Consider the following 24051-nt stretch of genomic DNA (forward strand, 5'->3'; position numbering starts at 1 on the left):
CTGTCAGCGCGTATCGAACGCGACGACCGTCTTGATACCATCAGTGTTCTTCTCGAATGCGGCGTCTGTCTCTTCAGGCGTGTAGACGCCAGTGATGATATCATCGACGAACCAGTCGGGAAACGCTGCCAATCGCTTCTTGGCCATCTCAAACTGCCTGACGTTGGAGTTGACACTTCCAAAGAGCATCTTATTCTGGAGCACCATCTCGCGGTGGAGTCGCCCGCCATCGATCTCGAACTCCCAGTCGCCCGGTATTCCGAGCAACGCCCCGACGCCGTTGGGCGCAAGCGCGTCAACGGTTTCGAATGCGTGTTTTGCGTAGCCGGTCGCCTCGTAGACGAAGTCGACCGCTTCGTGGGCGTCGGCCATCGCCTCGACAGACGTTTCTCGCGAATCGACGTACGTGCCGCCGAGTCGCTCGATGATGTCGATCGTCGGATCAGGTCGATCGCGTCGGCCGAGGCAGTAGGTTCGCTGGAATGGAGACGACGGCGTCTCTAACATGGCGAGCGTGAGAAGACCCAACGGTCCGTTGCCGAGTACGAGTGCACTCTCAGGCTCCCACTCGAACGCAGACCGAGCGGCGAGCGCGTGTTCCAACGCCTTCTCTGAGTTCGAGATTGGCTCGACGAGGAAGCCGTACTCCGCGAACGAGTCGGGAACTGAGACGAGGAATTCCGGTGAACTAGTGAAGAACTCGGACATGTAGCCGTGTGCTCCGACGATGCCGCGTTCGACGTACTGACCGTCAGGAGCCATATCCGGCTCACCACGCTCGAAGTACTTGTTCGTCTCCGGCGGTCGACGAACCGTCGGTACGACGAGTTCGCCCGCTTTGAGCGCAGTGCCGTTGGCGTCTTCGACGACGGCGACGGCCTCGTGGCCGAGAATCTGGTAGTCATCTCCTGACGGGAATCCACCGTGGTTGTTCTGTATCACTTCGTGGTCGGTTCCGTCGATACCGACACGGAGTGTCCGAAGCAGTGCTTCGCCCGCTTCGGGCGTCGGGCGAGGAACATTGGCGAGGGTTGGGCGCGATTCGCCACGCCTAATGACGACTGCTCTCATTCGACGATTCCTCCGCTCGACACTGGAATGAGTCGTGAATCTACGCGCGCTGAATAGGATTTGGCGGGTACTGACATGAAATGAGCTTCCGCGCAGACAGAGATAAACGCTCCGACGACAGTCGAATGTGAGACGAACTCACCGGCCGAACGCGCCGTCAGGGAGCGACAACCGACCATTACTCGCGTAGTGTCCGTTCGTCGGTTTCAGCAGTGTGTTTCTTATCAGATCAGCGCGGACCCTCTGTTGGAAGCTCCGTCATGGAATACGAAACCACAATCTACGAGGAATGGGATGTCCCGCGCGTCATCAACGCTGCGGGCACAAAAACACGAATTGGTGGGAGTCGCATCCGACCAGAGGCAGTTGAGGCGATGAGCCGGGCTTCGGAGTCGTTCGTCCGCCTTTCGGATCTACAAGTCCGTGCAGGTGAACTCATCTCCGAAGTGACCGGTGCGGAGAGCGGCTACGTTGCTAGCGGCGCGGCGGCCTGCATGACGCTCGCGGCAGCGGCTGCCATCGCTGGGGACGACCTCGGAACGATGGCCCGTCTTCCCGACACAGAGAACGTTCCGAACGAGATCGTAATGGCTCGGACACACCGAAATGGCTACGATCACGCGTTTCGCGCGGCAGGCGCGCGCATCGTCGATGTCGGGAATAACGACGTCTCGCTCGGCACGGGATCGAACAGCACCGAGCCGTGGGAGATCGCTGATGCCATCAACGAAAAAACTGTCGCGGTCGGCTATATGGAGAAAGTGTACAGCACGCCACCGCTAGAGACGGTCGTCGATATCGCTCACGAGCATGATGTTCCGGTCATCGTTGACGCTGCGGCCGAAGTACCCCCACGCGAGAATCTCTCGGCGTTCGTCGATGCGGGCGCGGACATGGTCGTCTTCAGCGGTGGAAAAGCCATCCGTGGACCGCAGACGACCGGCATTCTCGCAGCCAAACGCGAATACGTTCGATCGGCCGCGCTCCAACACCTCGACATGCACGTTGCCGAAGCGGTCTGGGAACCGCCGGAAGAACTGTTCAACAAAGAACAGCTCGCAGGTGTTCCACGACAGGGTATCGGTCGTCCGCTGAAAGTCGGGAAAGAAGAACTCGCTGGCCTCATTGCGGCGCTCGAATCGTTCGTGGCGGAAGATCAGCGCGCGTTGAACGCAGAATGGGAGGAACGCGTCGAGCTTGTTGCTGATGGTCTCTCGGGAGTTACTGGTGTGTCAACGACGAAACGAGCGGGTGGGAAGCTGATGGTCGCACCCGAACTCTTTATCGAAATTGATTCTGACAACGCTGCGCTCGATGCCATCGAGCTCGTTGGTTCGCTCCGAACAGAAACACCCCGCATTTTTGTCGGCTCAGACGATCTCCCAGACGCGTTCACGATCAATCCGATGTGTCTTACCGACGAAGAAGCAGCGTACGTGATCGAACGGCTCCAAAGCCATCTCACAGACAGCTGATAGCTATTGTTATTTGGAGCACTGCTGTATCAGTGCGGTTGATCGACAGGAAAAACAGATGGCTCCTCGGTAGCGTCGGACTGAGGAGAAACACTCGTGCAGTCGTACCAATGCACTGAGCGAGTTGCACAGATATTCGTCGCAGACATCATGAATTGACCATGTCCATCATCACTACCAGATCCGTGAACTTGATCGATGTGGCCCAAAATGTCCGAGAGGTTCACTTTCGGGAAAGAAATCAATGCTTCATAGCACGAGGCAAAGCCAGCTCAAAAACGGATTACAGCAGATCAGGGGCACAACGGCTATATGAGTGGATCGCATCTGCCCGGTGAGATGGTCCGACCGGCAATTCAGCTGCACACGCTTCGCACACTCGATGAACCGCTGACCCAAACGCTCCACCGCGTCGCTGATACGATATACGAAGGAGTAGAGTTCGCTGGACTCGGCGACGAATCGCCCTCGACCATTGCTACCACGCTTGAGAGCACTGGTCTCGACCCCGTCGGTGCGCACGTTGGACTCGACGCGCTGGAGACCGACTACGAGTCGACGATCGCTGCCTACGAGGCACTTGGGTGTGAACGGATTGTCGTCCCGTCGTACGGTGCAGACGAGTTCTCCTCTGACACAATCTCCGAGGCCGCGGATCGACTCTCGGTGCTCACTGACCGCCTCGCTGACGATGGATTCGAGACCTTGTATCACAACCACGCCTACGAGTTCAGTAGATACGACGATACCATCGCTTACGACGCGCTCGTTACTCAGACAGATGACCGACTCGGACTGGAGTTCGATACCGGACTCGCGCGCTACGGCGGTGTCGATCCGAGCACGTATCTCGAACGCTACGCCGACCGTTGTTCGCTCGTTCACCTGACAGACACAATTCCTGAGAGCGATGCCACGCTTCACGTGGATCTCGGCGAGGGAGTCGTCGCCCTCGATGCATGCGTTGATGCAGCAGCCGACGCCGACTGGCTCATACACGAAAACGGACTGACGTCGAATCCATCGGCAACACTCGAATCGAGCGCAACCTGCATCGAGACGTTGCTCAACACCGTCTGAATCATTTTCGAACTCGAACTGCGGTAGAATGATACGTAAGATAATAGATGGCGATGACGTGGGTATAGTGTTCGGAGGCAAATACTTATCAGAGAGGCAGCAAACATAGCCGTATGCGACGCATCGTCATCGTAGGGCGGAAGACGGCGGTGCAAGCCCACGCGGAACGGTACGCCTGTTTCGACGACGCGACCATCACTGGCGTCGTAGAACACGATGATGAAGTCGATATCGACGCGCCGAGCTATGATTCGCTGGCAACTGCGCTTGATGCTCACGAAGTCGATGCGGTAGATATCTGTGGACCGGGAGCTGCCTCCACCGATGCTCTTGACACCGCACTCGCGGCAGGAATACCAGTTCGTTGCGATCCACCGTTCGCACTCGATGAGCAGAGATTCGACCGACTCGTCTCGCGGGCGTCGAATACGAGCGGATGGTTGATGGCCCACTCTCCGCACCGATTCTCTCGGCTCTATGAACGGCTCCGATCGAGCGTCGAGACGGGCGGCATCGGAGCGATTGGTGTTGCACGGATCAAACGAACCGCACCGTTCGACGGTCCTGGGTGGAACGTCTCGTACACCGGGATCGACACCACCCACGAGAACACGCTCTGTGCGATTCTCGCCCACGATTTCGATGTTCTCGACTGGACGTTCGGCACCGTCGATCGCGTTTTCGTCCGGAAGCGTTCTGCCGGGCGATACGATCACGTACACGCACTTCTCTCGTTTCGCAATGGAGGACGGGCAACCGTCGAGACAACGTGGGATAGCGACGTTACGCCATCTCCCCGGGTCGAAGTCGAGTACAGCGGTAACCACGGACGTGTCGATTTCAGCGAGCGTGACGCATCAACTGCCCTCCGCGGTGAGGAGTGCTCGTTGACGGTCGATCCGCTCGAAGACGACTGTCGCGGTCGGCTCCTCCGGACATTTATCGACCGGCTTCGGGGGGTTGAACGTCCACCATCGGATGTGGCACCCGAGAACGCCTCGCAGATCGCCATCGCTGCTCGCCGTTCCATCGATAAGAGCATTCCAGTTTCCCTTACGGAGGGAGAAACGTGACCGTTCGCATCGGTATCTGCTCAACTGCCCACGTTAACGCTGAGGTGTACGCAGCACTCGTATCACAGCTCCCGGGAGCCGATCTCGTCGGACTCTCAGACGATAAGCCAGAACGTGCACGGCGGCAGGCGAACGCAGTCGGCGTGTCGGTGCTGTCACACCGCGAGCTACTACGTCGGGTCGACGGTGTGGTTATCTGTTCACCGACAGCCGTTCACGACGAGTTGATCACCCTCGCTCTTGACCACGACGTCGCTATCCTCTGTGAAAAGCCGCTTGCAACTGCACTCTCGGAGGCGAAAACGATCCGTGAGCGGTGCGTACGCAGTGACCTCGTTACCGGAATGGCGATGCCGATCCGCTGTAGTCGACCGATGCGACGCCTCAAGGAACGCTACGAATCGGGGGATCTCGGCGATCTCGTCGCCGTTTCAGGGATCAATCGGGGCCGAATGCCCGGCGGCTGGTTCGTTGATCCCGATCTGGCAGGTGGAGGAGCCGTAGCCGACCACACCGATCATATTGTTGATGTGGTCCGCTGGCTCACTGGCGAAGAAATCCGTGAAGTGTACGCCGAAACGGCCACCCAGTTTTACGATATCCCGGTCGAGGACGTGAACCTGCTGTCGATGGAACTGACCGGTGGCGCATCCTTCCTCCTCGACGGCTCGTGGAGCACTCCACAAGCAAATCCGTTTTGGGGAGACGCAGCGGTCGAACTCATCGGAACGGAAAAGACGCTATCAGCTGATTGCTTCGGCCATCAGTTCAGACATACTCGAGACACGGGACACGGTAAGCCCGTTGAATCTGTTTACTGGGGTGCTGACCCGAACAACGCGCTGTTGCGCGACTTTGTCGAGTCGATACTGACCGGCCGCGAGCCAGTGACACCAGTCGAAGATGCCGTCCGAACCGTCGCCGTGATAGCAGCTGCGTACGAATCAGTCGAACGAGGCGAACCCGTCGAAGTTACGTACTGACCGCCGATTCGGCTGCCGTCGTGTCCACTCTGTCTTTTTTTGAGGAATCAGCCTCAGCTCGTCCGAGCGGTCGTTCCGTCCAGTTCGACTGGCTCGCCCCGTTTCGCGGATTCGAAGGCCGCTTCGACCACGGCAATGTCGTTGACGGCGTCGGATCCCGTCTTCAGCGGCTGGCGATTTTGTACAACGGCTTCGATGAAATCCTCGATAAGACCTTCATCCGGGTTCGACCCCCAGTACAGCGACCGGATGCCCGGTTCGTTGGTATCTCGCGTCTGCTTTATTTTCTGGTCGAAGCAGTCGATGGAGATCACACCCTCGGTACCAACGAGGCGGAGCGTCGCATCGCCCCAAAAGTCCCACTCCTCAGGCCTGCTCCACGAGCCATCGAGAACGAACTCCGTTCCGTCGGTCAGTTCCATCGACAGCAGGTTCACGTCCTCGACCGGGATGTCGTGGAATCGTGTATCAGTTTCGGCGTACACCTCGCGGATTTCTTCGCCAGTGAGCCAGCGAACCACGTCGACAATGTGTACCGAATGATCCGTGACTGCACCACCGCCCGCGAGGTCGGGGTCGACAAACCAGCCACCGGGCATCTTCCCACGGTTCGTCCCGCTGAGGAAGTGGAGTTCGCCGAGCGCACCATTCTCTACCGCTGTCCTTGCGTTCCGGACCGGTTGGGTGAACCGAAGGGGCATCGCCACACCGAGGTGGATATCTGCTTTACTGGCACTGTCAACCATTTTCTGTGCCTGAGCGACGGTCGGAGCCAGCGGCTTCTCACAGAGGACATCGACACCAGCGGCCGCTGCACGATCGACCCACGCGGCGTGAGCAGCGTTCTCCGAACAGACGATGACTGCATCAACCGCGGCGAGGAGTTCGTCCGGCGCACGAAAGTCGACGCCGTATTCGTCAGCTTTCGCGCGGGCGTCGTCGATCCGGTCGCCGGTCTCCGTGACGCCGACAAACTCGACAGCAGTGAGCTCAGTTAGGCAGGCGGCATACGAGTTCGCGTGGAGATGCGCGGTCGAACAAATACCGATGCGGACCGTCACGCGCCCACCTCCGTCGGAGAGACGGGCTCTCCGCGCTCGCTGGACTCGATGGCCGCGAGCGCGATTCTGACTGCCTGACGGGCATCGTCGGGCGTAATATCGGGGTCATGTCCGGTCTCCGCACACTCGATGAAGTGTTCGAGCTCCGTCGTGTAGGGGCTTTTCACGAGCGGGCTGGTGGGAGCGTTCGTTCCTTCAGCACCACCAGAGACGCGGACAGCAGATTCGTCTCGTGAATCGAACTCCAGCATTCCTTCGTCGCCAGCGAATTCGTAACTGGTCGTGAACGGCGTCCCCTCCGGGTATCCCCACGACGCCTCGACGTGACCGACGGTTCCGTCTGCAAACCGCAGTACGACCGAGGAGTGCTGGTTGAGGTGACCATCGTCCCACTCAGCCGTGCGGGCGAATACGTGGTCAACCTCGCCAACGAGCCAGCGGAGATAATCGAAATCGTGAATTGCCATGTCGAGCAGCACGCCTCCGCTCTGTTCTTTGTCACTGAACCATGAATTGCTGGCATATCGCGGCGGAGCGGAGAACCGTTCGGTGCGAACTGTTCCGAGGGAGCCAATCTCACCAGCATTGATTCGTCGCCTCGCCTCGACGTATTCGGGGAAATATCGCACCACGTGACCGGTCATGAAGGTGATTCCGGCGTCGTTCACCGCATCGACGATGGCGTCGGTTCCCTCGGCAGTCCGTGAGAGTGGTTTCTCACAAAACGCGTCAAGACCACGTTCTGCGGCCGCTACGACGAGCGGTCGGTGTGTCGGTGTCGGCGTACAGATATCGACGGCCGTCACGTCGGCCTCGTCCATCATTGTCTTTGCATCGTCATAGAGATCGGCATGCGGTGCATGCGCTTTGGCAAACGACGATCGGTCGTCCCCGAACGACGCGACCGCCACCACCTCGGCGTCAGCGATCTGCTGGTAGCTGGTAGCATGCGTCGTGGCCATGAAGCCACTCCCCACTAATCCAATTCGTTGCATCACCACCACGTTGTGGAACTGGTACTATTAAACCTTCTGCAGTGATGGGTCGTTCTTAAATATTCGACCACGTGGTGCGAGTGGTTCCAGCAGCGACGCCAACACCAGCAAAGCGGTCGCTTTCGTCGAACACCGAGAGGATAACCGACGGATCTTCGAGTAAACGGTGACGGAGGTGACTCCCGCGAGCGCGCCCGCCACCGGTCCGAGTGATATCGAGTACTTCGAGGAACTCCCACTCGCGCAGGAGATCGTGGACACGACGCTTCGAGAGCGCTTCCAAGCCAGTGTCAGCGCAGACATCTTCGTAGGCAGCGTACACGTCGGGCGTTTTGAACGTCCGCGTCTTCTCGACAAGTGCTAACGAGACGACCGCAAGTAGCGTCGCTTTCTGCTGTATCGTCGCGCCCGCAAATAGCGCCCGGAACCGATCTCGTTCGGCAAGCGTGGTTGCGTCTCGAACGTGCTCAACGGTAAGCGCATCCGATCCGTCACTCGAAGCGAGTTCCCCAGCGTGTCGCAGCAGATTGATCGCCTTTCGTGCGTCGCCGTGTTCCTCTGCTGCGAGTGATGCACACTCAGACACCACGTCCTCAGAGAGCACATCAGCACCGAATGCAGCCGTGCGGTTGTTGAGGATCGCGTGAAGATCCTCACGGTTATACGGCGTAAAGACGATTTCACGCTCTTGAAGGCTGCTCTTGACGCGTTCTCGAAGCTGACTCCTGTATTTGATCTTGTTGCTAATACCGACGAGACCGACAGAACAGCGATCAATTTTCCCAGCCTCCGTTGCGCGTGATAATTGCAATAGGATGTCGTCGTCTTCGAGACAGTCGACCTCATCCAAGACGGTGAGCACAACGTCGAACCGTGTATCGAGAACGTCCCAGAGTTGTTCGTAATACTGAGAACGCCCGACACCAGTTTCAGGCACGACGAGTCCGGTTTTCTCAGAATCATTCAATCTCCGGACCATCGCTCTGATTGCGCGTGTTTCCGTGTTCTCTTGTGAACAGTCGACAACCACACGACCAACCGAGACGCCGTTTTCGGACGCGGTATCGACGATTTGGTTCGTCGCGTATCCTGCACAGAGCGATTTTCCGGATCCTGTTTTCCCGTACAGAAAGACGTTACTCGGCGTCTCTCCTGTCACAGCGGGATTCAGCGCGCTGGCGAGACGGCGAATTTCCTCATTACGGGCGGCGATGTGCTCTGGCTCTGGAACGTGACCGACATCAAGCAAGAGCTTTTCTGAAAAGATGCTGTCCCGTGCGCTGAACACGTCGTCAAGGGCGTTTGCGTTTTCCCGTCCGTCGTCCCGTGTCATTCGATGACACTATAGCGACGATCCTGATAAACTCGTCGGGCGGCCCACCGAACCGAATTGGTCCGTCACACGGGTCGGTAAGTATTCTAATGCACCGCTCTCCACTCCCCCTCCCCTCGTTTCACCTGTATCTCGTTACAAGCCTACGTCTGTAACGATGGGAGACGCTGTTGAACGGACACGTATCAAAAGCTGTTCGATGTGTGGTGATCACAGACGGTAGAATCAGGACGTACTGAAAAATCGTCAGTCGAGATACGCGGTCGTGTGTTTGTGCAGTGGGACGAATCCTTCAGCGAACTCCACACCGCGTGTCCGACCGAGCGTCCGGGCTTGGGCACGAACACCTTCGATGAGATCGTCGAACTCCGCATCGATGCCGCCGTGTTCTTGGAGCCACTCGACTTGCGATTCGTGGTCACGGATTGCATCCTCCTTTTTCGACTGGTACTCACTAATGTCGACGTACACGTCGGGATCGAACGAGGAAGTCGGCTTGCCGACGTAGTAGATGTTCTGTGGTTCCCACGGTTCGTTCACTGTCTCCACCAGCGGAAGCGAAGACATGTAGTACGCGTCAGTCACCAACCGCGACGTGGTTCGGTGGTCAGGATGCATGTCGTCCCGAAAATGCGTGAGAACGATGTCTGGTCGGTGTTCACGGAGCGTATCGACGATCTGGAGTCGGTTTTCCAACGAATACGTTATGCGACCATCCTCGTAATCGAGAAATGCTGTCTCGACGCCGAGTGTTTCAGCGGCGGTGTTGGCTTCTTGTTCTCGTGTGGCGGCGATCTCTGCCTCAGTGGTGTCTGATCCACCCCCGTACTCGCCGCGAGTCATGTAGACGACTGTCACCTTATCGCCACGGTCGGCATGCTTTGCGAGCGTGCCGCCACAGAAGATTTCAGCGTCGTCTGGATGCGCGACTATGGCTGCGAGATGCATATATGTGTGTCATCCGAGGTGATATTAAGCGTTGTGCTGTCGTACCCAGTGGCATCACAGTGGTGGCGTCTCACTCGAATCCAAAGCAGAACGTGCAGTCTCAGCGATCGGTGTACTCGGTCGCCGAGAAGAGGTGCACAAGATCGCCGAGTAAGCGGGGTGGCAGCCGTTCGGGAGCCGTCCGGTACGGCGGCACCTCGGCCGTCACCCACCCATCGTAGCCGATCTCGTCCAGCGTGTCAACAACCGCAGTCCAGTCGATGTCTCCCTCCAACGGATACGTAAAGCCGTCTATTGTGTCGATATCCGTCCGGTAATCTTTCACGTGAACGCGCTCGATGCGCTCTCCGAGGAGGCGAATCCACTGCTCGGGATGGCCGAACCGTCTGACGTTTCCCACATCGAAGTACGCGCCAACTGGTCCAGCATCTCCCGCTCTGTCGATGAATTCGGCGAACTCAAGCGGTGAGAGCAGAAAGTCGTTCCAGACGTTCTCGATACAGATGGTCACTCCGTACTCGTCACCCGTTCGAGCCAACGTCTGAACCGCACTGAGCGCGCGGTCGTAGGCCTCGTCATATGACGTCTCCTGGTCGACGACGGCCGGAACGATGAGCACTGCACCGGCACCGAGCGCATCCGCGACTTCGATCATTCGTTCTGCTGCTTCGATGCCAGCCGAGCGCGTCTCCTTGTCCGCGCTCGACAGCTGACGGTCCCAGTGGAGTGTCGTCGAAACCGCTGGAACCGAGAGATCGAGGTCGTTGGTTTGCTGAGAGAACGCATCGACCGCCTCGTCGTCCCACAGTGGTCCGTCGGCGGTCAGATTCGGTTCAATGCCGTCGTAGCCAACGTCTGCGAGGAGCGTTGCATTCTCCGCAAGTTCAGCTCTCGGAAAGCCCATCTGATTCAGTGCAAACTTCATGCGCTCATCACTCCCGTCTCAACCGAGTTATAGATATGGCCGTTCTCCAGATAGCTTTAACACCTTCGGCGAGAGAGCGAGTGCGTGACAGTTTCAGTCGGATTTATCGGCGCAGGAGGCATCGCTTCGATCCATCTGGAAACATTCGACGCTGTGGTGGATGGATACGACATTGAACTCGCGGCGGTCGCTGACGTGGACGAAGAACGCGCACGGACCGCAGCGGATTCCCGTGACGGTACAGCATACACCGACGGCGAGGAACTGATCGAGTCGGAACCGCTCGACGCGCTCGTGGTCGCGGTCCCCCCGTTCGCCCACGGTAGTTACGAACGGATGGCGGCCGCACGCGACATCGATCTGTTCATCGAGAAACCGGTTGGCCTCTCACTAGACAGGGCACGAGAGACGGCCCAACACGTTGAAGAAGCTGGTATCCTCGCACAAGTTGGCTACGTCTGTCGGTACGGGCGAATAACAGAGCGAGCGCTGGAACTTCTCAACGGCCGTCGCGTCGGTCATATCGATAGCACCTACTGGGTATCACCTCCTGAGACGCCGTGGTGGTGCGAACGGACTCGTTCGGGAGGACAGATCGTCGAACAGTCGACCCACGTGTACGATCTCCACCGGTATCTTGCGGGAGAAGTGACGGCAGCTACCGGGAGTGGAACCGACCGAGTGCTCGTCGACAGCGTCGACTTTCAGGACGCGACATCGGTAACGCTTGAGCACGAATCAGGGGCTGTGTCGCACGTCTCGTCCACCTGCGCGTCTCCAGTCTCTCGCTTTGAGGTGCGCATTACAGCCGAGAACGCGTCTCTCGAACTCGACTACTTCGAACACTCGCTCTCTGGTAGTGTGGATGGTGAACCGGTTCAGTTCGAGGGAGCCGGTGACTGGTACCAAAGAGAGTTCGAGGCGTTTCTCCGCGCGATTTCTTCGGAGAGCACCGACGTGCGCTCTGAGTACGACGACGCCGTTAGAACGCTCGAACTAACACTCACAGCCCGTGCAGCCGCAGAAGCTGGCAATCGAACCGAATCCAGCAGCAACATGTCGAGTGATATCTCGGATCGTGAGATTAACCTATGAATTTATTATGGTTGATTACAACTTCGCCACGTAGTGAGTTCCCATGGGCAAACTAGACATTCGTAGTCTTCGAAAGGAGTTCGCGGACGGAGACCAGTCAATCGTCGCGGTCGACGATCTGAACATCGACATCAATGACGGAGAGTTCCTCATCTTCGTCGGCCCGTCGGGCTGTGGGAAATCGACCACCCTCCGCTGTATCGCTGGACTCGAATCAGTTACCGACGGCGAGATTCTGCTGAACGGAGACCCGATCACGAATCAGCCTCCCACCGAGCGCGATATTGCAATGGTGTTCCAGAACTACGCGCTGTATCCTCACTTATCAGCCGAGGATAACATCGGCTTCGGGCTCAAGATGTCGACAGACATGTCTGCTGGCGAAATTAAGCGACGCGTTGACAGCGTCGCCCAGATGATGGGCATCGAGGAGCTGCTCGATAAGAAGCCTGGTGAACTGTCCGGCGGGCAACAGCAACGGGTAGCGCTCGGTCGGGCGATCGTTCGTGAGCCAGAGGTGTTCCTGATGGACGAGCCGCTTTCGAACCTCGACGCCAAGCTTCGGACAACGATGCGAACGGAGCTACAGAACCTCCAGCAAGATCTCGATATCACGACGATCTACGTCACCCACGACCAGACAGAAGCAATGACGATGGGTGACCGCATCGCTATTCTGAACGATGGAACGCTCCAACAGATCGGGACGCCACTTGAATGTTACTACGAGCCGAACAATCGATTTGTCGCCGGATTCATTGGCTCTCCGTCGATGAACTTCTTCGAAGTCGAGTACACCGACAGCGCGCTCGTCCACGAGGCGTTTCGGTGCGACCTCTCCGAGGCGACGCGCGAGGAACTCCGCGGACACGAAGGAGCACTAACGCTTGGCATCCGTCCCGAGAGCATCGAACTCGCTCCGGGCGAGTCAACTGCGATCTCAGCTCCTGTCTCTGTGACCGAGCCAATGGGAGAGAGCACCTACGTCTACGTCGATATCGGCGATCAGACCTGTACGGTAACGCTTGACGGCGAGCGAGTGGTCGAACCGGGATCAACGCTCGATATCACCATTCCCGAAGCGAAGATGCATCTGTTCGGCCCGACTGGCGAGACGATTAAATCACGAACCGTCTCTTCCGCGACCGACGCAGACGCAGTCCGCGCCTGAACATCACTCGAAGACTGAATTCCATCGTTCACATCCGTTTTACACGACTGTCCAAGAGTTGTACGATAATGGGACAATACCAAATGTTTATTACAAACCGACTATTTGTTCTCCGAAGGTAGTATGAGCAACAGACGTCTCACTCGCCGAGAAGTTATCGCACTGGCCAGTTCGGTTGGTGCAGTGGGTTTCGCCGGATGTACGGGCGGAAACAGTGGTAACAGTGGAACCAACACAGGAAACGGAAACGGATCGGGGAACGGCGGATCGTCGATGACGTTGTGGGCGTGGAACGATCCCGGCCTCTCGCCCATCCGGAAGGAGCAAAAAAAGCAACTCGCCAAACAGAGTGACGCTATCTCCAACATCAGCTGGGAGTATTATCCATTCGAGAACTACTTGGCGAAAGCGACCACGGCCATCCCGGCGGGAAACGCCCCGGATAGTCTCGCTCTGTCCGTGCTCTGGGTCCCGCGGTTTGCGGACAAGGGCGTTGCGCTCGACCTCGAAAAGGAGGGATTTGACCCCAGTAACTACGTTTCGGCGGCGCGCAGCAACGCTAGCTACGATGACACACTCTGGTCGGTCCCGTGGTATGCTGACTGTCGCCTAATCGCCATCAACAAGAAAATGTTCAAGGAGGCAGGGCTGAAGGTCCCGAAGCCGACACACCGTCCAAGCTGGGACGAGTTCGGCTCGTGGGTTGACGCCTTGGGTAAAAAACACGGGACGGCATTCTCCATGTCGGCAGGAGAAGGATTCGACTGCTTCGCGCTCTCGAACGGCAGTGGGTACCTCAACGAGGACGGAACGAAGGCAATAATCAACAACAACGCGGCGCTTGAGGCGGCGAACTTCCTGCAGCCGAAGATCGTCGAAGACAAATCGATCATTGCGCGAAATCCGGGCGGAACGCTCGCCGTCGAGGACTTCCTCGCCGGGGAATCGGCGATGTGTTTCGCCGGATCGTGGAACTACCCTCGACTGCGCGACAGCGATCTCGACTGGCAGTTTAATCCCTATCCAGGTGGTCCGAAGGTCGATAAGAGCCACACATGGAGCGCGGGCGTCTTCTATTCGGTCCCATCGCGTGGCGGCGCAGACAAGAAACTCGGGCTCGAATGGTTAAACTACATCAACTCCATGGAGGTCCAGAAAAACGTGACGAAGGCGATGGGTGGATTCCCCGGTCGGAAGGATGCCTACGAGACAAAGGCGTTCAAACAGTTCATCGAGGATAATCCGAAGCTCAAGCCGGTCGCACAGGAGATGGAAAACACCGTTTCCTTCCCGAGTCATCCGGACGTATCGAAAATGTGGGATGCTGTCCACACGCAGGCACAAGCGATGTGGCAGGGGAAAAAGCCCAAGCAAGCGCTCGATACGGCAGCGCAAGAAATAGACTCACTACTCTAACATGGCGCAGTCACACGGATTAGAGCGCGTTCGCCAGCGTCTCGGTGGCTATCTGCCCAGCGCCAGCGTCGGCAGCGACACAAATCTGTCGTGGTACGCTATCGTCCTGCCGAAAGTGATCCTGTTCGCGGTCATCCTTCTCATCCCGTTCATCGGAGCGTTTTACATCAGCCTCCACAAGTGGGCACCGCTTGCACAGTCGCATCCGTTCGTTGGTCTCGACAACTACGTCCGGCTGTTCAACGATCCTGTGTTCTGGGATGCGATCATCAACACTGCCGGATACAGTATGGCGCTGCTCGTCTTCGATGTCCCCATCGCGCTGGGACTCGCGCTGCTGTTGAACATGAATCTCCGCGGAACGAAGTTCTACTCGGCAGCGATTTTCCTGCCAGTCGTGACATCGTGGGTCGTTGTTTCGCTCATCTGGTCGTGGCTCTACAACCCGGAGTACGGGCTGATAAACGCTGCACTGGGAACTATCGGACTGCCCCAGTTGTCGTGGCTCCAGAGTTCGAGCACGGCGTTGGCGTCAATTGCTCTCATGAGCATCTGGAAGCACGTCGGGTTCAACATGGTCATCTTCCTCGCTGGATTGAAAGGGATCCCAGACGATCTCTACGAGGCAGCCATCGTCGACGGGGCGAGCCGCTGGCAGCGGTTCCGATACGTCACGTTGCCGCTCCTGAAGCCGACATCGTTCTTCGTAATCGTCGTGACGCTTATCTTCTCATTCCGTGTCTACACGCAAGTGTACGTGATGACACAGGGAGGGCCAGTCCGTTCGACGTACACCATCGTCTACTACTTCTGGCAGACCGGCTTCCAGCAGTTCGAGATGGGATACGCAAGCGCCATTGCAGTCGTGTTGTTCCTCATCGTCTTTGGACTGAGCATCTTCCAACAGCGCACGTGGGGTGATGACGTTGGGTACTAACGAAACCGAACCTGAACCTAAACCTGAATCTGAACCTGATCACAAACTCGAGTTCGACGACGGTCGGCCGAACATCGAGCAGGAGCGGTCGTGGTACGATACGCTTGCGAAGGGCGTCGCTCACGTCATCCTGATCGCCGCGAGTGCGATCATGACCATTCCATTCATTTGGGCGTTTCTCACGTCTCTCAAGCCCGAAAACAAGATTTTCACGACAATCAAGCAGATCATTCCGGCGAATCCGACGTTTGCGAACTACGTCAACGTCTGGCTTCAGAACCCGCTTGATCGGTGGGTGCTCAACAGTCTCGTGTTGGCAGTCGGTGTCGTGTTCTTCACGCTGGTGTTAGATACGCTTGCGGGCTATGCGCTCGCAAAAGGCGACTTCAGAGGGAAATCGATCGTCTATACGCTGGTCATCGGGACACTCGTCATCCCGCCACAGGTGGTGCTCGTTCCGCTCTACTTGGAGATGAATGCGGTGAACTGGTCGAACACCTATTGGGCGATTATGGTGTTGTACATCGCCAACCCGTTCGGGACGTTCATGATGCGTCAATTTTTCCTTGGCATTCCTGATTCACTCATTGAGGCGGCACGGATGGACGGCTGTAGCATATTCCAAATTTACACGCGCATCATGCTGCCGTTGGCAAAGCCTGCGCTCGCGTCGTTGGGTGTGTTCACGTTTATCTTCGTCTGGGGAGCGTTCCTCTGGCCGCTGGTCATCCTCAACGATTCGGCAATGTATCCCTTGCAAGTCGGTATCGGCCTGCTCACTGGGCGGTACAGTTCACAATGGGGACAGCTCCTCGCGGCGGTCATCCTCGCTGCGCTGCCCGTCATCTCGGCGTATCTGCTCGCACAACGCACCTTCATGGAAGGAATTGCCCTCACAGGAGGGAAAGGATAATGCTCTCTCTTCCTTCGATTGTGTTGCGACTCGGCTACTCCGGGCAGAATGAGCCGATCGTTGGCGGAGCACTCGTTTTCTTCGTTGCCGCTATTGGCGTCCTCTACATGTCGTTCGTTCGTGACGAGATGGATGCGGGACCGGTGATGAAAATAGGCGGATTCGTGCTACTTGGCTTGGCGCTTCTCGCGTTCTTCTGGCCGATGCGACCGTGGCCGCACTGAATTCTGAACGGTCATCTATTGGACTCAGAAATTATTCTGGCCATCGCACGAGGAGTCACAATCACACAATCAATGATGTAAATTCAAAGATATTATCCAAAACAGTTCGATTATACTAATAATAGTATATTTGATATGGGTGGTGGAATATCTGTGACGACAACTGCAGATAGTCAGTATAGTAACCTATCTGATTATCCTCTGATTTAGCATCACAACACGATGGTTGATTGGGACGAAATGCCGTCTTCTGTATCATATCGCAGAATTCGACGTGAAATTTCGAGCAAACACACCGTTTCCAACCCACACAGCCATATGAATAATTTGATTATTGAATGACGTACTATTGATACTATTTGATATTTGTCGATGGATGTATTCAGTATTTCGAATATGACACCCGATATCCAAAATATAATACTTCTTTTATAATTTCAATCTTGATAGATGATTTGAATGGACACATATCTTTACTATCGAATCGCACGTCGGTTACGTAACTGTGTACGGAGTTGTGCGGTGATCACGACAGATGAGTTATTATCAGTAGCGCTATTAAAGAGGAGTACGCCCATGTTAGACATCGGTATCGTCGGTCTCGACACGAGCCACGCGGAATCATTCGCCAGTGTCATCGACGAGACCAGCGATATGACGGTTGCGGGTGTCTGGGACGGTGCTGTTGTTCGTGATCAGGAGTACAGAACAACGTTCTGCGAGGAACACGATACAGAGCAGTGTAGCCTCTCGACGTTAGTCGATCGAGTCGACGCAGCGATGGTACTGACCGTCAACTGGGAGACCCACCAGCCACTCGCAACGCGCTTTTTGAACGCAGGGATACCGACGTTCATCGACAAACCACTCGCCGGCTGTCAATCCGATATCGACGCTATCGCAGCCGCTACCAAAACGACACCACTGTCTGGTGGTTCAGCGCTTCCGTTTCACCCGGACATCGCCGCGCTTCCATGCGACGACCCCAACCGAACGGTGTTTGCCGCGGGTTACAACGATTTCTTCTATTATCGAGTACATCTCGTCGACACGGTTCGACACCTTGCGGATGCCGACTGGGTATCAGTCCGCCTGTCCGATGGACCCGGTACGACCGTCGATATCAGCTTCGAGAACGGTACACACGCGACAATCCGATTCGACGGTAGTCCCGACAGCGGGACGTTCAGTGTGCTGGATGTCGGAACGAGGACGCGGACCGTCGAGCTCGGGAGCAACAGCCAGACGTTAGCTGAAATGTACCGACCTCTCGTAGAGTCGTTCCGAATGGTCGTTCGAGGCAGCCACGACGACACTGCACAACGACTCGACGCCGGGACGCTTCTGCTCGCGGTTGAGGCGGCTATCGATGAAGATCGAACGATCACGCCCGAAAGCGAATCGATAGACACCGTAGCCGCAGACGGAGAACGGTTCCTTGCCCAGTATGAACCGTACTACTGAGATCACGTAACCAGAAAATGAGCGATGCCGTAGCCGAAGGGTTCACGAACATTCTGTCGCCGCGAACGGCACAACGATAGCGCCGGTCCGTTTTACGACACCGAACGTTCATTTTACGGTTAGCTTACGATCTTACACCTGTAACGCTCGTTTCGCACACGATTCGTCGGTTATGACTGCGAGAGAGTGATATTATTCCTCGATCATTAGTCCAAAAATGTGTAGTAGCGAATACGAATTGGAGTGAACAAGTGCATGTGTCAACTCTGAATGATGTCTCCATCCTCAAATCGAGGACCAACGATCGTGGAACCTTTTCGGAAAAATGTGAGTTTTCCGTGAGAAGGACAGAACGATGCTGTATGCGCTACTGAGGGTGAATTCACTATGGATGAGTGTGCATTCATTAGACGATTGGTGCATCACGAAACGGCCACTCACAAGTCCGAAGATGATGAGTTGCACCCAAGATCTGAATTGCTCGTAAAAATAAAGACACAGATCAAGATTGGAGTTAGAGACGATTGGATGGTTAGGTGCTTCACGGTGACAACAGAGCCGCCAAACTGGCTGAGAGTAGTCTTCGAACAGGGGTCCACATAACGGCACTCATATTCTGCGATCGTAGAGAAATCCTACGATTGTGCGGTAGTATCGAAAGATATCACAGTTGGACCGAGAAGTGTTCACCACAAGAAGAGAAGATGATCGAACCTTCGAGCTCGTTTATATAACGTTAGCTGGCCATCGATTGAAATTCATCACGTAATCGCCCTACAGCAGGTGCGAAGATAATTTTAATTCATTTTCCCTCAGACCACCGATCCGAAATTGCGATGTAATCTGATTCGCAGAGATCCAACGGGTCGTGTCGTTTCAAGATGACAGTGACGGCACACCCACGCCACGTTTCTTTACTATCGATGCCGTCTGTAATAGACACAGATGGGTGCAGTACTGATCGGTTACGGCGAAACGAGTGTCGGAGAGGCAGTCGGCTGCGGATACGAAGCTCTGAATATGTGGGCGACCCGCGAAGCGTTGAGTGATACCGGGCTTGAGCCGGACGATATTGATGGACTCATCGCCAGTGCGCCGTTTCGATCGGAGCGTTTTCCGCTTCCTCGCCTGATCGAACACCTCGGATTGGCTCCGTTACAGTTTGCAGAACTAACTGGCCTTGGTGGTGCATCCCACGTGAACTCGATTAAACGAGCGACAGCGGCAGTCGAAACCGGTCGGGCAGAAACCGTGCTCGTCGTTGCCGCGGATGCGCTCTCCTCAGAGGTAGGACCGTCGACAGTCATCGAATCGTTGGCCGAAAGCGTTGGTACGTTCGAGGATCCCGCAAACATCGTCCCATCGCTCTATGCACATGTTGCAAACTGGCACATCGATACGTTCGGAACGACACGAAAACAGCTCGCCGAGGTAGCGTCTATCGCGTACGAGCACGCATCGATGCAGCGACCGGATCGGGTACACGAGACTGAGACGAAATCGGCAGATGAGATCCTCGACTCACCCATGATCTCAACACCGCTGACAGCGGATCAATGCGCTCTCATCTCCGATGGAGGCGCGGCATTCATCGTGACGACCGAAGCAAACGCAGAGCGCCTCGATAGGGAAAGCCGAGGTAACAGCGAGCGCCCTCCAGTTCGGCTAGTAGGGTTCGGAGCGCAACACACGCACGATCACCTCACACAAATGCCGACGTTCGGTGAAACAGGCGCTGTAAAAGCAGGTCAGCAGGCGATGACCGAAGCGGATGTCACCCACGACGAGATCGACCTCCTCGAAATCTACGACTGTTTTACGATCACCGTTCTTCGGATCGTCGAAGATCTCGGGTTTTGCGAGCTCGGCGACGGCGGTTCCCTCATCGAAAGTGGCGACCTCCGGCTCTCTGGAAAATGGCCGCTCAACACCCACGGTGGGGCGCTCGCACAAGCACATCCCGGAATGCCGAGCGGAATATTCCACATCACTGAAACAATCCGCCAACTCCAAGGACGGGCCGAGGCGACACAGGTAGAAGACGCGTCGACAGCGCTTGTGCACGGAAACGGTGGGGTTTTCTCGACACAGGCGGTTGCGGTACTCGAACGGGGTGATACCCGTGACTAACCGACCGATGCCGTCGGCGACAACCGATCACGAACGGCAGTACTGGCAACGGGTGGCAGACGGAGATGTCTGCATCGTGCGCTGTCACGCTTGTGGCAGTGCGAGTCATCCTCCACGACGATACTGTCCGGTCTGCTACTCCGATGATTGGACGTTCGAATCGATCACGGGAACTGGTACCGTCTACGGCCATACCTGCATTCACCGACCTACACGGACGTTCGAGGCGGATGCACCCCTCGTTTCGGCCATCGTTACGTTAGACGAAGGGCCACGGCTCATGGGACAGGTTGATTGTGATCCAGCGGCGATCGAGGTGGGACGTCGCGTCTGCCTCGACACATCGACGCTTTCGTCGGACGATGTCCGTCTCGTCTTTGAACTGCAAGAGTGAACGGTCTTCTAGCCGTGTGAATCCGATTTAGCACCGTTCACAACGGCATCTGTGCCCAGCGCTCGACGATCGAATCCACTAATCAGAGAAACACTGGTTCAATGGAGCACCTGAACTGTGATTAGATAGCAATTTCGTCGGCGAGTTGTTCGAGCGCGGGCCGACCGTACGCTTCCCCATCGAGTTCGGGCACCACCTGAATCGAGAAGTCCGGAAACTCCGACTCGATGCGATTAATATTCTGTTCGTGTCGTGCTTGCCGTGCTCGACACCGGCCACAGTCCGTAGCGACCTCTTCGACAACGCGATTGACGACGAGCGTTTCGACGGAAATGTCGAACGAACGCAGCCGTTCGACGAGCTGTCTCGTTTCTTCGATCGCAAGCGTTTCGGGGATGAGGACAACCCTGAAATCGGTGCGTTCGGAGTCACGAACGAGCGCAGCGACACGCTCCATCCTGTTTCGGAGTGTCTCGATCTCGTCCGCATCGCGGTCGCTTCGGAAAAAGGCTGCTGGGCCGAACACCATACTCCTCGCAGAGTCGACCATCTGATGGACCTGTCCTTGGAGCTTCGCGGCTGTCGATAGTGATTCGCTCAGCACGTCAGGCAGACCCAACAAACGGAGTGTGTGGCCAGTCGGAGCGGTGTCGAATACGACGCGGTCCCACTCGTCCTCACGCCCGTACTCATCGAAGAACTGCAGTGCAGCCAGTTCATCGCTCCCAGGGACGAATCCAGCGGTGAACAAACGCTCGACATCTTCGTCGGTGAGACGGATACCAGCCTCACGAAGATCGGCCGCAATCGCCTCAACGACAGCCCGATAGATGTCTTGACCCGATGTGGCGTCTGCCTCGACACCCCAAAGCTCCGATTCGATCTCTGTCGGACTGCCGCCGAGATCGACCCCAAGGCTCTCACCGAGTGAGTGTGCGGGATCAGTCGACACGACGAGCGTCCGCTCGCCGCGATTGGCGAGTGCGATTGCCGTCGCAGCGGCACACGTCGTTTTCCCGACACCACCTTTCCCCCCGTAGAGTATGTATTTGGACATGTGATGTGCTTCGTGCTGTGTCCGCAAAATCGTGTGTCCTGATTCGCCAATAGTAACACTCTGAGACAATATATTTCACCTTTAGAGGTGTGGATTTCAATCTCGTCTATCCTATATCTCGTTAGATGAGCTGCATCGTGAACACGACTTTCTCATGATGAAATATAGATAGGTCATATTTCAAATAATTCAGTAGCGGTCAGGCGTGCAGGTATCCGAATGTGTTTATCCATGCCTGAGGAAGCGCTGGGAACGCCAACCACCCAATGAGTTCGGAGAGACAACTCGATTCAAAGGCCATCAAGGAGCACCGCGAAACGATCGAACACCCGTTAATTCGTCTGTTTATGGAATACGGAGAGGGGAACCGGCGATGGTTCATCGTCGGCGTTCTCACGAGCACGGCCGCTCGGTTCCTCTCGCTGTTGCCACCCGTCATTCTTGGCGTGGCGATCGACGCCCTGTTCAATAAGACTAAGCCATTCACACTCCCGTTTGTGCCACAGGCGTGGCTGCCCGAGACCACGTCCGGGCAGTTCTGGTTTTCGGTTGGTGTGATGGCAGTCGCAATGGTTGGGTCTGCGTTTCTCAACTTTGCTCGGCAATCATCGTTGAACTTGTTCTCCCACCGAGTCAAACACGAAGTGCGGACGGCGACCTACCAGCAGATGCAACGGCTCGACATCGACTTTTTCACCGAAATGCAGACGGGCGAACTCATGTCGATTCTTTCTAACGATACCAATCGATTGGAGCAGTTCCTCGATTCGATGATGGGTGAGGCAATTCAACTCGGTGTCCTCATTCTCGGAACAGCCGCATTCCTTTTTTCGATTAACCGACATCTCGCTGTTGTGACGCTGTCGGTCATCCCTGTTGCTGCTGTGTTCACCTACTGGTTCATGCGTATCGCCGAGGAGCGCTACACCGACGTCCGCGAGTCGGTTGGCGATCTCAACAGCCGACTGGAAAACAACCTGAACGGGATTCAGGTGATCAAAGCTAACAACACAGAAGAGTACGAGGACGAGCGGGTTCGCGATCACTCCTACGCATACTTTCGATTGGATTGGCTGGCGCTTCGTCTCAACTTCATCTACCGGCCGGGATTGCAAGCACTGACCTCCATTTCATTTATTCTCACGTTCACGGTCGGCGGTCTCTGGCTCATAGAGGGCAGTGCTCCCGGTCCGCTCGCTGGTGATCTTGCCGTAGGCAACCTCGTCACGTTCCTGATCCTCACCCAGCGGTTGGTCGGCCCACTGGCACAAATGGGAAATATCGTCGATCGCTACGAAGACGCCCGGGCCTCGACGAAACGGATCCTTGGGCTGATGAGTCTCCCCGTGAACATTCAGAACGCACCGGATGCGATCGACCTCCAAGATACCGATGGACGAATCGAATACGACGACGTCTCCTTTGCCTACGACGACGAGTACGTCCTCGAAAACGTGTCATTCGTAGCAGAACCGGGTGAAACGGTCGGACTCGTTGGACCCACCGGGGCGGGGAAGACGACGATTCTCAAGTTACTACTGCGACTCCACGATGTCGATGAAGGAGCTGTTCGACTCGATGACAACGACATTCGAACCCTCACGCTGGAGAGCCTCCGTCAGTCGATGGGGTACGTCGGTCAAGAGAATTTCCTGTTCGACGGAACGATAACTGAAAACATCAAGTACGGTCAGTTCGAGGCGACCGACGAGGAGGTCATCAAGGCCGCAAAGCGCGCGGAGGCCCACGAGTTCATCGCCAATCTTCCGAACGGCTATGACACAGATATCGGTGAGCGGGGGGTCAAGCTGTCGGGCGGACAGCGACAGCGCGTCGCCATCGCTCGAACGATTCTCCAGCACCCGGAAATCCTCATCTTCGACGAGGCGACGAGTGCGGTTGATACGGAGACTGAGATGCTCATCCAGCGATCCATCGACGAACTGGCTGCCGATCGAACGACGTTCGTCATTGCTCACCGCCTCTCGACAGTCAGAGATGCCGATACGATACTCGTCATCGAAGACGGCCAGATTGTCGAACAGGGCCCCCACGACGCCTTGATCGCTGAGGATGGCCTGTACGCTAACCTCTGGCGTGTTCAAGCGGGTGAGATCGATGATCTCCCCGACGAATTCGTCGAACAAGCGAGCGAACGTGTCGCTCAAGAGACCGCAAACAGAACGAACACGGACTGATCCATCGTTATTGGCCTGTTATTTTACAACAGTATATCAAATCATTCAGAGATGACACGCTCATATCACAAGAGAGTGGGATTTGAATCTACCATTTGGACCCACGAT

At 56.3% G+C, this 24051-nt stretch carries 21 protein-coding genes; 14 read left to right on the forward strand and 7 right to left on the reverse strand.

What is annotated here, in order from left to right:
* Positions 1 to 3: 3 nt before the first annotated feature.
* Positions 4 to 1071: a glucose 1-dehydrogenase gene (locus tag MW898_RS08545; protein ID WP_248906266.1), complete on the reverse strand. Its 1068-nt coding sequence runs from the start codon at positions 1069 to 1071 to the stop codon at positions 4 to 6.
* A gap of 260 nt (positions 1072 to 1331) precedes the next feature.
* Here MW898_RS08545 and MW898_RS08550 point away from each other — a divergent pair, with 260 nt between their 5' ends.
* The 4 genes from MW898_RS08550 (at position 1332) to MW898_RS25995 (ending at position 5682) form a co-directional block, all read left to right on the forward strand.
* The gene (locus tag MW898_RS08550) at positions 1332 to 2546 is read left to right on the forward strand and encodes an aminotransferase class V-fold PLP-dependent enzyme (protein WP_248906267.1); all 1215 of its coding nucleotides are present in this window, start codon (positions 1332 to 1334) and stop codon (positions 2544 to 2546) included.
* A gap of 312 nt (positions 2547 to 2858) precedes the next feature.
* A complete protein-coding gene (locus MW898_RS08555) occupies positions 2859 to 3626 on the forward strand; it encodes a sugar phosphate isomerase/epimerase family protein (RefSeq protein WP_248906268.1) in 768 nt (255 codons plus the stop codon).
* A 113-nt stretch (positions 3627 to 3739) separates the two neighbouring features.
* The gene (locus tag MW898_RS08560; protein WP_248906270.1) at positions 3740 to 4699 is read left to right on the forward strand and encodes a Gfo/Idh/MocA family protein; all 960 of its coding nucleotides are present in this window, start codon (positions 3740 to 3742) and stop codon (positions 4697 to 4699) included.
* On the forward strand, positions 4696 to 5682 hold the full coding sequence (locus tag MW898_RS25995) for a Gfo/Idh/MocA family protein (RefSeq protein WP_248906272.1): 987 nt from the start codon (positions 4696 to 4698) through the stop codon (positions 5680 to 5682). The genes MW898_RS08560 and MW898_RS25995 overlap by 4 nt, the downstream gene beginning before the upstream one ends.
* A 53-nt stretch (positions 5683 to 5735) precedes the next feature.
* On the opposite strand, the gene MW898_RS26000 is transcribed toward MW898_RS25995, so the two are convergent.
* The 5 genes from MW898_RS26000 to MW898_RS08590 form a co-directional block, all read right to left on the reverse strand.
* Positions 5736 to 6743: a Gfo/Idh/MocA family protein gene (locus MW898_RS26000; protein WP_248906274.1), complete on the reverse strand. Its 1008-nt coding sequence runs from the start codon at positions 6741 to 6743 to the stop codon at positions 5736 to 5738.
* Positions 6740 to 7738, reverse strand: a complete 999-nt coding sequence (locus tag MW898_RS08575; RefSeq protein ID WP_248906276.1) for a Gfo/Idh/MocA family protein — start codon at positions 7736 to 7738, stop codon at positions 6740 to 6742. The genes MW898_RS26000 and MW898_RS08575 overlap by 4 nt, the downstream gene beginning before the upstream one ends.
* A gap of 55 nt (positions 7739 to 7793) precedes the next feature.
* Positions 7794 to 9071, reverse strand: a complete 1278-nt coding sequence (locus MW898_RS08580) for a Cdc6/Cdc18 family protein (RefSeq protein ID WP_248906278.1) — start codon at positions 9069 to 9071, stop codon at positions 7794 to 7796.
* A 246-nt stretch (positions 9072 to 9317) separates the two neighbouring features.
* Positions 9318 to 10019, reverse strand: coding sequence for a PIG-L deacetylase family protein (locus tag MW898_RS08585; protein WP_248906279.1), 702 nt, complete (start codon positions 10017 to 10019; stop codon positions 9318 to 9320).
* A gap of 100 nt (positions 10020 to 10119) precedes the next feature.
* A complete protein-coding gene (locus MW898_RS08590) occupies positions 10120 to 10944 on the reverse strand; it encodes a sugar phosphate isomerase/epimerase family protein (RefSeq protein ID WP_248906281.1) in 825 nt (274 codons plus the stop codon).
* Between the two features lie 84 nt (positions 10945 to 11028).
* Here MW898_RS08590 and MW898_RS26005 point away from each other — a divergent pair, with 84 nt between their 5' ends.
* The 9 genes from MW898_RS26005 to MW898_RS08635 all read left to right on the forward strand — a co-directional run bounded on the left by MW898_RS26005 (position 11029) and on the right by MW898_RS08635 (position 20688).
* Positions 11029 to 12039, forward strand: coding sequence for a Gfo/Idh/MocA family protein (locus MW898_RS26005; RefSeq protein ID WP_248906283.1), 1011 nt, complete (start codon positions 11029 to 11031; stop codon positions 12037 to 12039).
* Between the two features lie 43 nt (positions 12040 to 12082).
* On the forward strand, positions 12083 to 13210 hold the full coding sequence (locus MW898_RS08600; RefSeq protein ID WP_248906285.1) for an ABC transporter ATP-binding protein: 1128 nt from the start codon (positions 12083 to 12085) through the stop codon (positions 13208 to 13210).
* A gap of 123 nt (positions 13211 to 13333) precedes the next feature.
* A complete protein-coding gene (locus tag MW898_RS08605) occupies positions 13334 to 14626 on the forward strand; it encodes an extracellular solute-binding protein (RefSeq protein WP_248906288.1) in 1293 nt (430 codons plus the stop codon).
* A 1-nt stretch (position 14627) separates the two neighbouring features.
* A complete protein-coding gene (locus MW898_RS08610) occupies positions 14628 to 15563 on the forward strand; it encodes a carbohydrate ABC transporter permease (protein ID WP_248906290.1) in 936 nt (311 codons plus the stop codon).
* Positions 15547 to 16476: a carbohydrate ABC transporter permease gene (locus MW898_RS08615; protein ID WP_248906292.1), complete on the forward strand. Its 930-nt coding sequence runs from the start codon at positions 15547 to 15549 to the stop codon at positions 16474 to 16476. The genes MW898_RS08610 and MW898_RS08615 overlap by 17 nt, the downstream gene beginning before the upstream one ends.
* A complete protein-coding gene (locus MW898_RS08620) occupies positions 16476 to 16700 on the forward strand; it encodes a hypothetical protein (RefSeq protein ID WP_248906294.1) in 225 nt (74 codons plus the stop codon). The genes MW898_RS08615 and MW898_RS08620 overlap by 1 nt, the downstream gene beginning before the upstream one ends.
* Before the next feature lie 576 nt (positions 16701 to 17276).
* Complete coding sequence (locus MW898_RS08625; RefSeq protein ID WP_248906295.1) at positions 17277 to 18164, forward strand: Gfo/Idh/MocA family oxidoreductase; 888 nt, start codon at positions 17277 to 17279, stop codon at positions 18162 to 18164.
* 945 nt (positions 18165 to 19109) lie between these two features.
* Positions 19110 to 20294 (forward strand): thiolase family protein, encoded by a 1185-nt coding sequence (locus tag MW898_RS08630; RefSeq protein WP_248906297.1) that lies wholly within the window; start codon positions 19110 to 19112, stop codon positions 20292 to 20294.
* Complete coding sequence (locus MW898_RS08635) at positions 20287 to 20688, forward strand: Zn-ribbon domain-containing OB-fold protein (RefSeq protein ID WP_248906299.1); 402 nt, start codon at positions 20287 to 20289, stop codon at positions 20686 to 20688. The genes MW898_RS08630 and MW898_RS08635 overlap by 8 nt, the downstream gene beginning before the upstream one ends.
* A gap of 121 nt (positions 20689 to 20809) precedes the next feature.
* Here MW898_RS08635 and MW898_RS08640 read toward each other — a convergent pair whose 3' ends face one another.
* Positions 20810 to 21745 carry an ArsA family ATPase gene (locus MW898_RS08640; RefSeq protein WP_248906302.1) on the reverse strand — a complete coding sequence of 312 codons (936 nt, stop codon included), beginning with the start codon at positions 21743 to 21745 and terminating at the stop codon, positions 20810 to 20812.
* 266 nt (positions 21746 to 22011) lie between these two features.
* Here MW898_RS08640 and MW898_RS08645 point away from each other — a divergent pair, with 266 nt between their 5' ends.
* Positions 22012 to 23943: an ABC transporter ATP-binding protein gene (locus MW898_RS08645; RefSeq protein ID WP_248906304.1), complete on the forward strand. Its 1932-nt coding sequence runs from the start codon at positions 22012 to 22014 to the stop codon at positions 23941 to 23943.
* Positions 23944 to 24051: the final 108 nt, after the last annotated feature.

The sequence above is a fragment of the Halocatena marina genome, assembly GCF_023276375.1.
GTDB classification, from domain to species: domain Archaea; phylum Halobacteriota; class Halobacteria; order Halobacteriales; family Haloarculaceae; genus Halocatena; species Halocatena marina.

Excerpts from the sequence above, each read along its gene's own strand:
- MW898_RS08555 (WP_248906268.1), top strand. The coding sequence starts at position 2,859 with ATGAGTGGATCGCATCTGCCCGGTGAGATGGTCCGACCGGCAATTCAG.
- MW898_RS08590 (WP_248906281.1), bottom strand. The coding sequence starts at position 10,944 with ATGAAGTTTGCACTGAATCAGATGGGCTTTCCGAGAGCTGAACTTGCG.
- MW898_RS08625 (WP_248906295.1), top strand. The coding sequence starts at position 17,277 with ATGTTAGACATCGGTATCGTCGGTCTCGACACGAGCCACGCGGAATCA.
- MW898_RS08580 (WP_248906278.1), bottom strand. The coding sequence starts at position 9,071 with ATGACACGGGACGACGGACGGGAAAACGCAAACGCCCTTGACGACGTG.
- MW898_RS08550 (WP_248906267.1), top strand. The coding sequence starts at position 1,332 with ATGGAATACGAAACCACAATCTACGAGGAATGGGATGTCCCGCGCGTC.
- MW898_RS08630 (WP_248906297.1), top strand. The coding sequence starts at position 19,110 with ATGGGTGCAGTACTGATCGGTTACGGCGAAACGAGTGTCGGAGAGGCA.
- MW898_RS08640 (WP_248906302.1), bottom strand. The coding sequence starts at position 21,745 with ATGTCCAAATACATACTCTACGGGGGGAAAGGTGGTGTCGGGAAAACG.
- MW898_RS08645 (WP_248906304.1), top strand. The coding sequence starts at position 22,012 with ATGAGTTCGGAGAGACAACTCGATTCAAAGGCCATCAAGGAGCACCGC.
- MW898_RS08615 (WP_248906292.1), top strand. The coding sequence starts at position 15,547 with ATGACGTTGGGTACTAACGAAACCGAACCTGAACCTAAACCTGAATCT.
- MW898_RS08545 (WP_248906266.1), bottom strand. The coding sequence starts at position 1,071 with ATGAGAGCAGTCGTCATTAGGCGTGGCGAATCGCGCCCAACCCTCGCC.
- MW898_RS08605 (WP_248906288.1), top strand. The coding sequence starts at position 13,334 with ATGAGCAACAGACGTCTCACTCGCCGAGAAGTTATCGCACTGGCCAGT.
- MW898_RS08560 (WP_248906270.1), top strand. The coding sequence starts at position 3,740 with ATGCGACGCATCGTCATCGTAGGGCGGAAGACGGCGGTGCAAGCCCAC.
- MW898_RS08620 (WP_248906294.1), top strand. The coding sequence starts at position 16,476 with ATGCTCTCTCTTCCTTCGATTGTGTTGCGACTCGGCTACTCCGGGCAG.
- MW898_RS08610 (WP_248906290.1), top strand. The coding sequence starts at position 14,628 with ATGGCGCAGTCACACGGATTAGAGCGCGTTCGCCAGCGTCTCGGTGGC.
- MW898_RS08585 (WP_248906279.1), bottom strand. The coding sequence starts at position 10,019 with ATGCATCTCGCAGCCATAGTCGCGCATCCAGACGACGCTGAAATCTTC.
- MW898_RS08575 (WP_248906276.1), bottom strand. The coding sequence starts at position 7,738 with ATGCAACGAATTGGATTAGTGGGGAGTGGCTTCATGGCCACGACGCAT.
- MW898_RS08600 (WP_248906285.1), top strand. The coding sequence starts at position 12,083 with ATGGGCAAACTAGACATTCGTAGTCTTCGAAAGGAGTTCGCGGACGGA.